Source organism: Microcoleus sp. BR0-C5 (genome assembly GCF_036705045.1).
Lineage (GTDB): Bacteria > Cyanobacteriota > Cyanobacteriia > Cyanobacteriales > Microcoleaceae > Microcoleus.
Genome location: NZ_JAUBTR010000051.1, coordinates 23,436 through 38,366, shown reverse-complemented (window position 1 = coordinate 38,366; position 14,931 = coordinate 23,436). Strand labels below are relative to the sequence as shown.

The window sequence follows — 14,931 nt, the reverse complement described above, 5'->3', positions numbered from 1 at the left end:
TAATGGTATGACAAACTAATAATTAGAGTGAATTTATTTTAGCATAATTATGGCAAAAGGTGCTAGGGAGCGATCGACCGTTTTCCAATTCTCCCAATGGCGAGAAACCGGGTTTTTGCGAGAATTTTTTGTGAGAGGCGAAGATATCGGAAAAAACCCGGTTTCTGAGATTGTGCGTGGTGGCGAGAAACCGGGTTTTTGCGAAGATATTTAATCGGAGGCGAAGATATCGGAAAAAACCCAGTTTCTGAGATTGTTAAAGCTACCTCACTTTAGGCATTAGCCAGCTTCTTTTGAATCATTGCCCAATATTCAGGGAAATCCTCACGGGTATATACTGTTAATGCTGCTTGATAAAACGATCGCGCCTTTTCGAGATTTTCATCCCGCGAACCGTTGATTCTGTCATTATAGGCATTACCTAGGTTATATTGAATCATTGCCCAATCTTCAGGAAACTGTTCGGGGGTACGAACAGTTAAAGCAGCGTCAAAAAATGCGATCGCGCGATCGATATTTTCATCCCGCACACCGTTGATTCTGTTGGCGTAAGCAGCAGCTAGGTTATTTTGAGCCATAGCCCAATCTTCCGGGAAAGCCTCAAGGGTATATACTGTTAAAGCAGCGCCATAAAGGGCGATCGCCATTTCCACATTTTCGGCCCGCGAGCCCTTTATTCTAGTAATGTAGGCAGCAGCTAAGTTGTTTTGAGTTTGAGCAAACTTTTCGCTTCCGGGTTGCCGATTATTTAAAACAAGTTGATAAGCGGCAATGGCAATTTCAATATTATCCGCTCTATTCCCACCGGAAAAATTACTAATATTAATGCTCAAGTCTTCAACGAGACTGACAATTGAATCAATAGTTTGTGCATTTTCCCCACCAATTAATCTCTGCATTACTTGCTCTAAAATGTCAGAAAAACGAGCATTTAGGAGATGTTTTCGTTCAGCTAGCATGGAGTGAATTACTGCGGTATTGCTATTGCTACCATCTTCTGCTTGCAATAATTCTAAAATAAAGTTTGCATACTCTTGGGGATTTTCACCTGCGGAGTTATCGCCATCGTTGATATCGATTAATTGTGCTAGCTGACCGATCAGATTCCGCAGGAAATTAGCGCCGTTTTGTCCTCCTTGCTGTGCCATTTTTTCTGCTACTAACTCGCAAGTTTCCAGAAATTCGACATCCAACAATTCTGAGTTATCCTGTAATATCTGCGGTTCTTCTCCGTTGGGGCAATTCAGCAGGGTGTGAATTAGTTCTAGGTAGGCTTGGGCGCGGCTTTCTTCCATTGTTGGGGAGTTGTAAATAATATCGGGATTTATTTTATCATGCTTGGTGGGTGGCCCGAAACTGGGTTTTTGCGAGAATATTTGGTTACAGGTGAAGATTCTGGAAAAAACCCGGTTTCTTTGATTGTGCGCGAGTGGCTGTAAACGTCGGTTAGCCCGGCCAAAATTTCCGCAAACTCCCACTCAGTCACTTACATGGTAAATTCCACTCATACTCACCAAATTGTCTGAATAGTTGTTAACGCTTGAATTTTAGCGTCGCGGGTGACTAACGGAAGACTCAAAGATAAAGCAGTAGCAGCAATAATTCTATCTGGCATATCTGGCACCACATCGCGGGGAATTTGACGCAGAATTTGTGCTGTGATTAAATCCAAAGGGGCGATGGCTAATCCAGTCCCCGGATCGGATAAGGCATTAATCAACTGCTCAAATGCCTCTTCGGGCAATCGATACCTTTCCACTAAATACCCTAATTCTACCACAGAAATTGCGGACACATAAATCGAATAGCCTCCTGCCAATGCTGTATCCAAAGCAGTCATTGCTGTTTGCGATAATCGAGCAGTCTCCCGCAGATACCAGATAATTGTATGAGTGTCGGCGACAACGGCTGTCATTAAATATCCCCTCTGGGAAAGTTTCCCCACATTTCTTTTCTCGCTTCAGCAATATCTTCTTCGGTGATATCCATATCTAAATTAGCCCACATTCCTTTGACGCTTTTTAGAGGTCGTTTGAGAATGTTTTTTTGGTGAAGAAATTCAGCAAAATCTAAAACTTCCTGCTGCTGATTTGGGGGCAATTCGCGCAACTTATCTAAAACAGCTTGCTCTAAATTCATTGTTTATTTTCCTCCGTTATTTTTCTTTTTTTTGATCGACATCTCTACGCAAATAATACGGCAACTGACACGCTAAAATTTTCCTGCTAAGGAATGAGAATTAAATAACTTACAATTTGATATTTCTTGTGGGATGGGCGTCCCACAAACTTGTGTAAATTATTTAATTTGCGCTCCTAACGTCTAGATAATGCTACCTTTGGCATTAATCTATCCAAAATTTGCTCGATCGCACTTGCAGTCCAATCAATATCAGCTTCTGTGGTTTCCCGTCCCAGACTCAAGCGAATGCCGCCAACGGCCTTAGTTTTGTTATATCCCATTGCCAATAATATCGGACTCGGAGTCAGTTTGCCGCTGTTACAAGCAGAACCGGAACTAATGCCAATTCCTGCTAAGTTTAGCTGTCGCACTAAAGTTTTACCCGTCACTACTCCTGTGTCGCCGTCGGGAGAAACAATGCAAAAACTGGTGTGGTGCGGCAGTCGGTAATATCGATCGCCAGTTGGTACTAAACTGGGTACGTGGGATAATCGGTCAAAAAGTCGATCGCGCAATGCAATTAACCTCGGCGTTTCCACATCCATTTCCTGCAATGCTAACTCCGCCGCCACCCCAAAACCGACGATAGCGGGCAGTGCTTGCGTTCCTGAACGCAGTTTCAACTCTTGTCCGCCCCCGCCGAACATTGGCACTAATTCTAGCCCTGGACGCACGTAAAGCGCCCCCGCACCTTGCGGCCCGTAAAGTTTGTGACTGGAGAGGGAAAGCAAGTCTACGGGCAGTTTCTGTACGTCAATTGGCAGCTTGCCGGCAACTTGAACTGCATCTGTATGAAACATGATATTGCGATCGCGCGCAATTTGTCCTAATGCCTCAATTGGTTGCAGCGTGCCAACTTCGCTTTGTCCGTAAATGATTGAAATTAACACTGTATTCGATCGCAGCGACTCTTGCAAATCCAAAGGGTGAATGCGCCCAAATTTATCCACAGGTAGGCGCGTCACTTCCCATCCCAACTCTTCGAGTTGTCGCGCCGGTTCTGCTACTGCGGAGTGCTCTACGCTGGAGATAATAATATGCTGCGGCTTTGTATAAAGACGCGCAATTCCCATAATTGCCAAATTGTCCGCTTCAGTGCCGCCACTGGTAAAAATCATGGATTCCGGTAGCGCGTTAATCAAGCTAGCAACCTGCATTCTTGCTAATTCTAAAGCTGTCGCCGCCCTTTGTCCCCACTCGTGCAAGCTGGAAGGATTTCCCCACTGCTGAGTCAGGGCTTTTTGCATGGCTTGAATCGCTTCTGGGCGTGCGGGTGTTGTGGCACTATAGTCTAGGTAAATTTGCATGATAAATAACTAATTAATGAATGAATGAATGAATGTTGACTGTTGACTGTTGACTGTTGACTGTTGTGAGTGGCTACCAATAACCAATAACCAATAACTGATGACTAACTTCCTGGTTTGCAGACGTTGTAGTCTTCGTGCGACAAAACTTTTTGGGGAGTTAAGAAAGTGCCGCAATCTTCACAAAGCATTCTGTAGTTGCGAGTTACAGGAATACTGATTATCAAACGGTTGTGACGCAGACGTTTGCCGCCGAAATCTCTGTAATTCTTATTTTCGCCCAAAGCTGCTATAATGGCGCGGGCTTTAGTAACTACGTGGTCGGGCAGACCTCTGAGATCGATGATATCTCTAGCAAATGATGCTTCCCTCTCTTGTTTTTTGGTTTGTTTTTGTGTCAGCACTTCAACGTAATGCTGTTGCGCCACCAACTCTTGCGTGCAGCGATGGCACGCTTTACCATATCCTTTGTGACCGCACGGAAAAATTCTTTTTCTTTTAGCCATAAAGCAGCGGTATAGGGTTTGACCCACGCCCCTGAATGCTGCTACCCTACCAGTGATGCTTCCGGCATCGAGGCAGTTCTACAAGACGTAAAATCTATTCCCTTGCATAAATTTAATAGGTTGTAACTTTACTTGATCCAATAGATTTGAACTGTGGGAAGGCTAATAACCTCTATATTTTTTAAAATTTTGTGGCTGTATTGTATTATCATTTACTCGGTTTCTGTTGTGCTGGGCTGGTGGCGCTCAATCTGGCGGGCTGCGGACAAACAAAGCAAGACGTGCAGAATTTACCACTCAGTCTGGCTCCATTGCCTCAAGACCCCTTGTTGCAAGTATACTTCAATCAGTCGATCGCTTCGAGTTATACAGAGCCTTACCGCCAGCAAACTAGACCTGGAGATGATTTAGAAAACTTGATCGCTGTTGCGATCGCTAGTGCTGGATCGACGGTAGATGTAGCGGTTCAGGAGTTTCGCTTGCCCGGTATTGCGAGGGTTTTGGCCGATCGACGGCGATCGGGAATTAAAGTGAGATTAATTGTCGAACATATGTATAGTCGCCCTTGGAGCGATTTTACAGCCCAGGAGTTGGCGAAATTACCGGAAAGAGAGCGCGATCGTTATAACGAATTTGTGCAACTTGCTGATACCAATAAAGACGGTAAATTAAGCGCCGAGGAAATCAAGCAAAATGATGCTTTGGTAATTGTCAAAGATGCGGGTATTCCTGTAATTGATGATACTGCTGACGGCAGTAAAGGCAGCGGTTTGATGCACCACAAATTTGTGGTGATTGACGGCAAAACCGTAATCGTCACTTCTGCTAATTTTACCACAAGCGATATACATGGCGATTTCAAGACAGCCGGAAGTCGCGGCAATGCGAACAATTTACTGAAAATTGAAAATGCTCAAGTAGCGCAACTATTTACTCAAGAATTTAACATCATGTGGGGCGACGGGCCCGGAGGCAAACCGGACAGCAAGTTTGGCATCAAAAAGCCGTTTCGTCAAGTGCAAAAAGTAAGAGTAGGGAATTCGACAGTGGCGGTGCAATTTTCGCCGACTTCCCAGACTTTGCCTTGGGAAAAAAGCGTTAACAGTTTGATAAATCGAAATTTGGGTAGTGCGAAAAAGTCGGTTGATTTGGCCCTGTTTGTATTTTCGGCTCAGCGGTTGTCAAATACTTTGGAAATTGAAGCTAGCCGGGGAGTGGCGGTGCGAGCTTTAATTGACTCTAATTTTATTTATCGCTCTTATAGTGAAGGGTTGGATATGATGGGGGCGACTTTGATGCAAGATTGCGGGTTAGAAACTGACAATCGCCCTTGGAGAAAGCCGCTGACTACGGTGGGAGTGCCGCTGTTACCAATGGGCGATCGCCTGCACCACAAATTCGGCGTTGTGGACGGCAAAACGGTACTTACAGGTTCTCACAACTGGAGTGAGGCGGCAAATCACGGGAATGACGAGACGCTGCTGGCGATCGAGAGTCCCACGGTTGCAGCCCATTTTGAGCGGGAGTTCGATCGGCTTTACAAAGGTGCAATCTTAGGAATTCCCGCCCGCATCAAACAGAGAATTGAAGCTAAGAAAAAAGAGTGCGATTCACTACAAGCAGCATCAAAATCTGCGGATGCTCAACCTCAAATTGCTGCGAGTAAAAAGTTAGTTAATTTGAATGCAGCGACTCAGGAAGAATTAGAAACCTTGCCTGGGGTTGGCCCGAAGTTAGCCGAGAGAATTATTGCAGCGCGACAACAGCAACCTTTCACCTCTTTGGACGACGTGGCGCGGGTTCAGGGCATTGGGGACAAGCTTTTAGAGAGATGGCGCGATCGAGTAACTTGGTAGTTAAGTTCGTACTCCTGAAATGTTGCACCATTCTCGCTTAACAGGCTGGACGGCCTGTTCCACAAGAAAATTCACTCTTTGTGGAACGGGCATCTTGCCCGTTCATAACAGGCTTATTGACAATGGTGCAACATCTCAGTAATCAGGACTTCATTCCTGACTCTAAAAAGTTCACAGTCATAACTTCCGTCCTTCCTTTGGAAACTCAGCATCCAAGACTCAAGCCCTCACTAGAAACCTATTCGATATACTTTGACAACACCTCACCTCTCAAGTTAAAATAACTCCTAAAAAAAATGCTATCTATTCACATTAGAGGTAGAGAGAGATGAAACACGCCAGATTTATTACGGGGAGGCCACAAATCAAATTCCTAGCTATTTTGGTGGGGGCTTTTTTTTTGACGCTAGCAGCTTTCACAGTTAACGCCCAGCAGACTAGCGAAGCCCAATTTAGGGTCAAAAACGAAAACGCTTTTAATATTAATTTGATTCAATTTAAGCGCACTGAATATGTAGGGCCGTGTGCCGGTACTGTCTTCTCCCCTGATTCGCAAAGCGCTCGATTTGTCTCCAGCAAAACTCCTCCCGGCCCTAACAGAAGGGTAATGATTAAAAATGTAACTGATGGCATGGAAACTAACCCCTATCCCTACACATACAGAGGTTACAACAAAGGTGAGTTTTCCGAGGATTTTGGATTTAAGTTGGGTAACAGTCACAAAACAAGAACTTTTTCGGTTTTAGAGGGAGAAAATAAGTTTCTCTATGAAATTAAAGAAAATGACCAAGTTATAGAACAGGGTTCGCTGACGGCTGAAGTTTCTATACAAAACTTAGGTACTTTTCCCCGTCAGCAAATTTGTCAAGATCAGGTAGAATGTCGGGATACTTCTGATTGTCGCGACCGTAAAGGCAGAAAAAGAAGTTGCAGACGAGAGTGTTTTCCTGTTCAACAGTGTCGCTGTCCGTAATTACTTTCTCTGCTAAAATTATTTTCTTAATTAACGGCAGAAGACAAAGAGGAATAAAAAACCAGAAACAAGATAAGTTATTACTCGTTACCAGGCAGAGCCTGGTAACGCAGATCCGGAGGCTCTGCCTCCAATTTTCATGGAAGAAAACGAGGCAGAGCCTCGCTTACATCTGTTCCCAGGCCCAGCCTAGGAACCAGTTAAGAAAATGAGTGTTTGTGGAACAGGCACTCCGGCCTGTTCCGCGAAAATCAAGTAATCGGGTGAAAGTAAAATGCTGCTCCTAAAACGGTGTATGTTGCTAAAAGCAGCACTCCTTCGAGCCAATTAGAGCGCCCGTCGAGACTAATTAGATTAGCAATTGTTACTGCAATGGCAACTGCAACTACTTCAAACGGATTAAAGTTTAAATCCATCGGCTGATGAATCACTAATCCGATAATCACCAACACCGGCGCTACCAGCAAAGCAACTAGCAAACTCGAACCCATCGCGACAGAAACTGACAAATCCATATTGTTTTTCATCGCAACTCCCACCGCAGTTACATATTCGGCTGCGCCGCCCACAATCGGCAACAGAATTACCCCTGTAAACAGTGGCGTCAATCCCAATCCTTTGGTAGTTTCTTCGACAACACCCACGAAAATTTCTGATTCAAAAGCAACGGCAACAGTTGAGGCAACTAGCACTCCTATCCACAGCCACAAATTCGGTTTGTGCGTAGTGGATTCCTCTTTGGTATTTTGAGGATTTTCTGACTCTAGTTCTAGTAAGCCGACTTCGTAAAGATAGCTGTGAGTTTTTAAGGAAAATAGTAGAGTTAAAGCGTAAACTGCAATTAGGACGATCGCAGTTATTAAGGAAAGATTCTGAATGGCTGCGGGTTCGACTCCATTGGAGGTGTAAATTACCATTGTCGGCAGCAGGATGGCAATCACTGCTAGAGTCATTGTGGAACCGTTCACCCGCGCGATAATTGGCTTAAATTCTTGTTCTTTGTAGCGGATTCCTCCTAACAGCATGGAAAATCCCATTACTAAGAGCAAGTTGCTGATAATTGTACCGGTTATGCTGGCTTTCACAATGTCAATTAAGCCAGCTTTCAGGGCAACTATGGCAATAATTAATTCCGTAGCATTGCCAAAGACTGCATTTAATAGGCCGCCTATGGAGGGGCCTGTGACGATCGCCACTTCTTCTGTTGCTGTACTCAACCAAATCGCCAGAGGTATAATGCCTAAAGCGGATGTGATGAAAACTGCGAGGGAACCCCAGTGCAAATACTCAGCGCCGATGGAAATGGGGATGAAAATTAACAACGCTATGGAAAGAATTTTTTTGATTGACATAGGAACTCGGATGGTGTAAGGAAGGGTGAGGTCGAGTTGTCGAGGCGATCGCAAAGTTGATTTTACACTATTCAACTATTCTCTGACAATTCTGGCGGCGAGTGCGATCGATAATTGGGAATTTTTAACCGCAAATGCACCCAGATCGAGGCAGATTGAATATAATAGAATTATATCGACATCGGTGAAAAGATATGTCTCAATCTGTAGTGCCAGTTGTTGAATCAAAGCAAATTGATACTTCACCCACATTGACCTTTGAAGAATACCGATTTTATCAAACTGATTCCGATCTACAATATGAACTGTACAAAGGCAAATTAATTCCGATGCCAACCGCAACAGTTTTACATATCAAAATTTGCGAATATTTAGTTTACAAATTGCAGCGTTACCTAGCTGAACACAATCTTGACTTAGTAGCAAAGACAGGCCTGGGAGTAAGAACAGAAGAAGATACCTCCCGGATTCCTGATGTAGTTGTTTGTACTCAAAGTCTTTTAGAACAAGCTGCTACTAGACCAGGTTCTGGTATCCTCGATTTTGAAGAAAAGCCCCTGTTAGTCATAGAAGTAGTGAGTCAAAATCGGCGCGCCGATTATGTGATTAAACGAGCTGAGTACGAACTAGCTAACGTGCCCGAATATGTCATTGTTGACCCTACACCTAACAAAGAATTAGTGCGAGTCCTAGCCTTTCCTGAAGGGGAAGATATCTATACCCAGACTGATTTTAGGGCGGGGCAACAAATGGTGTCTGTAGTATTTCCCAATCTGACATTATCAGTGAATGAAATACTGTCTCCGCCATTAGTTGAAGGGTTGATTAAAGCAGAACAAGCTCGGTTCCAAGAACTCGAACAACGGGCTGAAAGATTGGCGGTGAGGTTGCGAGAATTAGGAGTAGATCCCGATCGCATTTAGGATCTTCGATGACCCAGAATTCATGAGTTAATTATTATTAGTTATATCAAATCCGCGCTGCATCAGAATTATTCAGATATCTCTGATCTGCATCTGCGTGAATCCGCGTCAATACCTTGTCATCTGCGGTTGCAAAATTCTATTTTTTTGACCGCAGATACAGGCAGATAAACACAGATTAACGCAGATGAGTTAGATATATCGATCGCCCTTGATACTGTGTAACTATTCAACCCAACGCACCCGCACAAAATGAGCTTCGCGTCCCCAGAAGTCGTGACTTACAGTAATATCAACAACACTCAAATTAAACGGAATAGCAGTTGTAACGTACCGCTGAGCCAGAGAGCCCACATCAGGGGCTAACTGAGCCGCAGCAGCCGCCGCTGCACCCAAACCTAAAAGTTGCAGAATGGGCCCTCGCGGTAAGGCTAAATTGATGCCGACAGCAAGTCCTGCTGTCAGCAGCATTGCCACTGACAGATTCGTGCCACAGCGGGGATGTACAGCTAAATCCCACTCTCCGCTGGCAATCCGCTGCAAAGCCTCGCGCACTGCCTGCCGCAACTGTGCAATGTTAACGTGACCATAAAGATAAAACCCTTGGTCTGTGGACATCCCGCCCAATAACTCATTATCGGTTCTTGCTGTCGCCACGCCGCCAGATTGGCTGAGTACCCAAACCGTAGCGTGTTCCAAAGCATGAACTTGTCGCAAAGCCAATATTTCCTTCAAGCCGGGCACAAAATCGAGTTGTCGCAACAAATCAGCATCTTGAGTCCGCTGCGGGGCAAAGTCGAAGGGAAACTGGCCGGTACGGCCGGAAGCAGAAGCAGTAGTTGTCATATCAAAACGCCTCCATTAACTCAATTAAGTCGATATTTAACATTAGCAATTCGGTTGAGAAAAAGTAGGTCATAAATTATCAATAGTTTTGACTTTAAAACCTAGCAAGGGCAGGTTTTAAAGTCAAAAATTATTAGCCCTCAACCTGCCCTTACTAATAGATCGCACTTATTCCCGGTTTATCGTTCGAGCCGCTGGCCGTCGCGGAACACTCCCGGAAACCGTCGGCCACTGGTATCGATAATTATGCCTTTGCCGTGAGGTAATCCCTTACGGAACTCTCCCTGATAGCGGATACCGTTAGAAAACGCGCAGCTACCCCTAGCATCGAGGTCTTGATTAAAGAACTGTCCCGAACACCGGGTACCGTCAGCGCGGGTGAACACCCCCGTACCCAAAGGCTTGCCCCCTAAAAATTGACCGACAAAGCGATCGCCGTTAGCAAAAATGAATTGCCCCTGTCCAGTCGGCGTACCCACTTTCCAATCCAGAGAAAACGGCCCTATATAGCGATCGCCATTAGTAAAAATAGCTGTCCCGGAGCTGATTCTGCCATCTCGGAATATGCCCTCGACGCGGGCGTCGTCCTTAAATATAAATTGTCCTCGACCGTTTGGCTGGCCTTGACGGAACTGCCCCTCATAGCGATCGCCATTGGAATATACGTATACCCCCGCGCCACTCGGCAAACCGTTAACGAACTGTCCGATGTAGCTATCGCCACTGTCGTAATCGCACCTAACTCTACCTGTAGCGATAGCTGGGACGCAACGACCACTCGGAGCTCCTACCCCTACTTGCGCCATTGATGGCAAGGGATAAGTCGCGTAACTACCAATTCCCAACACTGATGTAACTAATAGAGCGATTCCACTGGTTTTAAAACGGGAAATCATTAACTAAGTCTCTCCTATACGCTTCTGGATATTATTTTGCTTCGTCATTTGTCTTTTGTCCGATTTCTGTTCAAAAGTGACCTGAAAACCTCAATTTATGCTTTACGAAACTCCGCGTTTGCCGTTGCGATATACCCCCGGAAAGCGCCTGCCGCTAGCATCGATCATAGTTCCGACACCGTGAGGCACTCCCTTTCGCAATTCTCCTTCATAGCGCGTACCGTTGGGGAAAGTGCAGGTGACACTAGCATCTAGTTCTTGATTAAAAAATCTGCCGGAACAGCGAGTGCCATCTTTGCGTACTAATACCCCTGGGCCAAAGGGCGAACCTGCAAAGAATTGTCCTTCATAGCGATCGCCATTGTCGTAAAAAAATTGACCCCGCCCTGCAGGTTGGCTGCTAATAACATCAGTCTGAACGTTTCTGACGACTGCGAACTCTCCCACGTAGCGCTCGCCGTTGGGGAAAATCACCGTCCCAGACCTCATCGTGCCGTCTTGGAACACGCCTATATAGCGGCCATCATCCTTAAAAATGAATGTCCCTCTACCATTTGGCACTCCATTGCGAAATTGTCCTTCGTAGCGATCGCCATTAGCGTACACGTACACTCCACTGCCGTCGGGCAGGCCGTTGACGAAATTTCCCTCGTAGTTATCGCCTCCCTCGTAATTGCATTTCACTCTCCCCGTAGGAGGGTTTCCTTGGCAGAAGGGAGAGCGTTTTTCTTCTTCGGGTTTTGCCTCTGGTGTTGGCTCTGGTGTTGGTTGAGCCATTGATGGCTGGGGATTCAAGAGATTAGTGGCGCTGCCGATACAAGAAGCAACTAATATCACCATCCCTAATTTTTGAATTGAACCGAGCATGGGAAATCTCCTTTGACTTCAATTAGTGATAGAGCTTTTACAAAAGCTAAGACTTGCTGAAAAGTCTTCTATTTTTTAATCCCTAATGTTTCTTCCCAGAAGCGACTAACTCACTCTATATTAATTTTACCTTCAGATTCGAGATCAGCCATAAACGCTAAGGGCAAAAATTAGAGTTTTTGCCCTTAGCATTTTTCATGCTTTAATGTCAATTTTCAGCGCCGCGTTGAGCTATTCGGATTTGGCCGACGGCTAATAACTGCATTGGCGGGTTGTTGGCGACTTGCGGGTTTTTCGCCAACACCTTTGGCTACCTCAACGCCGTTTTCCTCCAGAATCACGACTGGATCTGCTCCGGGCTTGATCTCCACCCGCTTCACCAACACTTGCCCGTTAGACAACCGCTGGCCGACTTTGACATATCGGCTGGTTGGTTCATTCGGTACTTTGACAATCACTTGCGTCTCGTTCCCGACTTTTACCACGCCACTGACTTCAGTGCCTGTAGCGAGGTCAGTAGAAGGCGGTGGCGGCGGTGGCGCAACTGTTGGTATCTGCGGAGGAGGTGGGGGATTGGGGTCTCTCCACTGGGGCGGACGCTTGTCTACTGGCAGTTCCGGCAGATCCGGGACTCCTATGGGTCTAGCTGCAATTGGCTGGGGCGGGCGCGGGGGTCCTGGACGGCGCGGATTCCTACCGGTAGTTGGTGGTGAAGTTGGGCGACCGCCCACTTGAGGCGTATTCAGTCCCGGAACTTGGCGCGGCGAGCCTATTTGCGATCCATCGCCTCCCGGCAGAGAAGGATCTCCGGGGCGACTGCCCACTTGAGGCGTATTGAGTCCCGGAACTTGGCGCGGCGAGCCAATTTGCGCGCCTTCGCCTCCTGGAAAACCTGGCTGTCCAGGGCGACTGCCCAATTGAGGCGCATTGAGTCCCGGAACTTGGCGCGGGGAGCCAACTTGCGCGCCTTCGCCTCCCGGCAGAGAAGGATCTCCGGGGTTCGCTGCTATTAACGGAGATCCCGCTGGGCGACGCCCTAGTGGCGGGGGGCTTAGCCCAGGCACTTCTGGCAACCGGGCTAATTCCCGACCCAGGGCCCTCTCGCCTGTAGGCTGACGATTTGTCCTGCTTTCTGATAGAACTGGCAGAAGAGGCGCTTTTGCTATTGTTCGAGCCTCATAGTCTTGATCGCGGAGGGCTGCATCAAGTCTATTCTTACCCTGTCGCCAAACTGCTTGCAGCAAATTTCCTCGCGTCACGCAGGAAAGTTCCCCTCTTCTTACTGTCGGCGGTCGATATACCTCAATTGCCTCGGCAATTTCGGGCACGATGGAGCATCGGAGAGCGTCAGGAGGTGATTGATCTCCGTAAATATCCCACAAGTTTGAGGCTATTACATATTCACCCAGGGCTTTTTCTATTCTTCGGAACAATGGCCGGTTAGTTAGTAGTAACTCTCGTCTGGTTACACCAAAACTTCTTGTTCCTGGTATTCCGTAAATAGTCTCGACCAATCTATTCACATCCGTACCGTACTCAGAGTTTTGTGTGGTGTCGTCTAGCAAAGCCTGAAGCGTCCTGAATTCACTGACAACGCTTCTTGCTGTCGGGCTGAGATTGATTTGGGGAGCGGCCGGGCCTCTGAGCTTAGTTCCTCCAATTTGGACTGGGCGGGATAGTTCTGGCAGTTTAGGTATCATGGCCACCTGTCGCTGTGGCAGTTTGGGCAACGGATTGGCTGTCATCGGCCCTGCTGGGACTCCGCCCGGGAGATCGCCAACTCCGGGAGGGTTTTGAACTGTGATCGGTGGCAGCGGCCCAAAGGGGTCTAACCCAGAAGGATTCGCTGTCAAAGGGCCTTGGGGCACCGGCTGAAGCGGAAGCGTTGGATTCCTGTCCTTTTTGTCGCCGATGCCTGTTTGAGCCTGTCTCGCTCGTTCGTCTGGGTTGGTCGATCGAATTAACCCTGGAGGCTGGGCGGCTACTATTGGAGACTGGAATGTCTGAGTTCCTGGGGTGGGGCTGGCAGAGGCGGTGGGGGATGGAGAGGCTGCACTGGGGCTGGGGCTGGGGCTGGCTGTGTTGCTGCCCTCGCCACCACCGCATCCTCCGATCGAGAAAGCTAGTAGTCCTATAGTTGCAAAATATAAAAGTTTGTGCATTGCCGATCGTCCCCAAATGCTTAATTTCAAGATATCCAACAAGGCTCTGCAATTACAGCCTGTTGCCGTTTATCAGTTTATCTGTGTTCGATGTTATGCGATCGCTTGAAAATTGCCAAGTTTTCCTGATGATCGGATCGGGTTCTTCGGGCGCTGGGTTTTCGGGAGCGGGTTAGGATATCAGTGGCGGTCGTTGTTCGACATCATTGAATTAATTAAGGTATTTAAGATAATGGCAAAAGTGATTCTCAAGCGGATTTGGCGATCGGGCTTTGTTTTTGCAACCGTTTTGGTGGGTGTGGGATCGGTGGGAGGCGGCGAGGTGCATTCTGATTCACATCAGCCAGAAACCCAGGTGATCACATTGGTTCCCGATGTGAGTTCCCAGCAGCACGCGCGGCGGAGCTATCCCGTTCCCCGCAGGGGTTCCCGAAGGGTAGGGAATCGCACTATAACGGGATCGGGATTCACAACTGGCAAATTGTACTCTCAGTTTTGGAACCCGTCAAATGGTGGTGCTAAACCGCCTGCAAATCAACGGGCTAAGCCACCGGGCAATCCACAGGTATTTCAAGCTAAAATCAAGCGTCGCGCAGGCGGGACGCCGGTGATTGATGTGGTATTTAACGGCAACAAGACTTTTGAAATGATTGTCGATACCGGGGCGAGCGGCACTTTGATTTCTCAGCGGATGGCTACTGCACTGGGAGTGAGGCCGGTGCGTACTATCAGAGCGGGGATCGCTGACGGTAGCGTTGTCGAGTTCCCGATCGGCGTAGTGCGATCGATTCGGGTTGGGGGTGCTGCGATCCAAAATGTCGAAGTGGCGATCGCCAAACAAATGCCTATAGGTCTGCTCGGTCACGATTTCTTTGGCAATTACGATGTCACAATTAAAAAAGATGTTGTAGAATTTTATGTCCGCTGAGAGTGAGCGGATTCGGAAACCGATTTTTGCTCAGCAGGTTTAAAGTTATTCCCAGCCCAGTCAAAGCTGTTTAATCTATTCCTTAAGGTAGTAGTCAAAGTTTGCCATCTGTGGTAATCTTCTTAGTGTTTCAA

Annotated in this window: 15 protein-coding genes; 5 read left to right on the top strand and 10 right to left on the bottom strand. The window is 47.0% G+C overall.

Annotated elements, in window-relative coordinates:
• The first annotated feature begins 49 nt into the window (after positions 1 to 49).
• Entirely contained in the window at positions 50 to 214 is a 165-nt protein-coding gene (locus QUB08_RS21720; protein ID WP_333227000.1) for a hypothetical protein, read from the top strand.
• 58 nt (positions 215 to 272) lie between these two features.
• Here QUB08_RS21720 and QUB08_RS21715 read toward each other — a convergent pair whose 3' ends face one another.
• From QUB08_RS21715 to QUB08_RS21695, 5 genes are all read right to left on the bottom strand, one after another.
• The gene (locus tag QUB08_RS21715; RefSeq protein WP_333226998.1) at positions 273 to 1,295 is read right to left on the bottom strand and encodes a hypothetical protein; all 1,023 of its coding nucleotides are present in this window, start codon (positions 1,293 to 1,295) and stop codon (positions 273 to 275) included.
• Positions 1,296 to 1,510: 215 nt separating this feature from the next.
• On the bottom strand, positions 1,511 to 1,915 hold the full coding sequence (locus QUB08_RS21710) for a type II toxin-antitoxin system VapC family toxin (protein WP_333226996.1): 405 nt from the start codon (positions 1,913 to 1,915) through the stop codon (positions 1,511 to 1,513).
• Positions 1,915 to 2,139, bottom strand: coding sequence for a DUF2281 domain-containing protein (locus QUB08_RS21705; protein ID WP_333226994.1), 225 nt, complete (start codon positions 2,137 to 2,139; stop codon positions 1,915 to 1,917). The genes QUB08_RS21710 and QUB08_RS21705 overlap by 1 nt, the downstream gene beginning before the upstream one ends.
• A 176-nt stretch (positions 2,140 to 2,315) precedes the next feature.
• Positions 2,316 to 3,488, bottom strand: a complete 1,173-nt coding sequence (locus tag QUB08_RS21700; RefSeq protein ID WP_333226992.1) for a cysteine desulfurase family protein — start codon at positions 3,486 to 3,488, stop codon at positions 2,316 to 2,318.
• A gap of 104 nt (positions 3,489 to 3,592) precedes the next feature.
• Positions 3,593 to 3,994, bottom strand: coding sequence for a DUF7682 family zinc-binding protein (locus tag QUB08_RS21695; protein WP_333226990.1), 402 nt, complete (start codon positions 3,992 to 3,994; stop codon positions 3,593 to 3,595).
• Between the two features lie 191 nt (positions 3,995 to 4,185).
• Between QUB08_RS21695 and QUB08_RS21690 the strand changes: the two genes are divergently transcribed.
• Together QUB08_RS21690 and QUB08_RS21685 are read left to right on the top strand one after the other, a co-directional pair.
• Positions 4,186 to 5,850 (top strand): DUF655 domain-containing protein, encoded by a 1,665-nt coding sequence (locus QUB08_RS21690; protein ID WP_333226988.1) that lies wholly within the window; start codon positions 4,186 to 4,188, stop codon positions 5,848 to 5,850.
• 328 nt (positions 5,851 to 6,178) lie between these two features.
• Positions 6,179 to 6,823 carry a hypothetical protein gene (locus QUB08_RS21685; RefSeq protein WP_333226986.1) on the top strand — a complete coding sequence of 215 codons (645 nt, stop codon included), beginning with the start codon at positions 6,179 to 6,181 and terminating at the stop codon, positions 6,821 to 6,823.
• A 251-nt stretch (positions 6,824 to 7,074) separates the two neighbouring features.
• On the opposite strand, the gene cax is transcribed toward QUB08_RS21685, so the two are convergent.
• On the bottom strand, positions 7,075 to 8,175 hold the full coding sequence (cax, locus tag QUB08_RS21680) for a calcium/proton exchanger (RefSeq protein ID WP_333227017.1): 1,101 nt from the start codon (positions 8,173 to 8,175) through the stop codon (positions 7,075 to 7,077).
• A 194-nt stretch (positions 8,176 to 8,369) separates the two neighbouring features.
• On the opposite strand from cax, the gene QUB08_RS21675 reads away from it, so the two are divergent.
• Positions 8,370 to 9,098 carry a Uma2 family endonuclease gene (locus QUB08_RS21675; RefSeq protein ID WP_333226984.1) on the top strand — a complete coding sequence of 243 codons (729 nt, stop codon included), beginning with the start codon at positions 8,370 to 8,372 and terminating at the stop codon, positions 9,096 to 9,098.
• 225 nt (positions 9,099 to 9,323) lie between these two features.
• Here QUB08_RS21675 and QUB08_RS21670 read toward each other — a convergent pair whose 3' ends face one another.
• From QUB08_RS21670 to QUB08_RS21655, 4 genes are all read right to left on the bottom strand, one after another.
• Positions 9,324 to 9,944, bottom strand: a complete 621-nt coding sequence (locus QUB08_RS21670; protein WP_333226982.1) for a DUF6391 domain-containing protein — start codon at positions 9,942 to 9,944, stop codon at positions 9,324 to 9,326.
• A gap of 179 nt (positions 9,945 to 10,123) precedes the next feature.
• Entirely contained in the window at positions 10,124 to 10,840 is a 717-nt protein-coding gene (locus tag QUB08_RS21665) for an MORN motif-containing protein (RefSeq protein ID WP_333226980.1), read from the bottom strand.
• Between the two features lie 102 nt (positions 10,841 to 10,942).
• Positions 10,943 to 11,707, bottom strand: a complete 765-nt coding sequence (locus QUB08_RS21660) for an MORN motif-containing protein (RefSeq protein ID WP_333226978.1) — start codon at positions 11,705 to 11,707, stop codon at positions 10,943 to 10,945.
• Positions 11,708 to 11,922: 215 nt separating this feature from the next.
• Positions 11,923 to 13,869 (bottom strand): hypothetical protein, encoded by a 1,947-nt coding sequence (locus tag QUB08_RS21655; protein ID WP_333226976.1) that lies wholly within the window; start codon positions 13,867 to 13,869, stop codon positions 11,923 to 11,925.
• A 232-nt stretch (positions 13,870 to 14,101) separates the two neighbouring features.
• Between QUB08_RS21655 and QUB08_RS21650 the strand changes: the two genes are divergently transcribed.
• Positions 14,102 to 14,797: a retropepsin-like aspartic protease gene (locus QUB08_RS21650; protein ID WP_333226974.1), complete on the top strand. Its 696-nt coding sequence runs from the start codon at positions 14,102 to 14,104 to the stop codon at positions 14,795 to 14,797.
• The last annotated feature ends 134 nt before the right edge of the window (positions 14,798 to 14,931 follow it).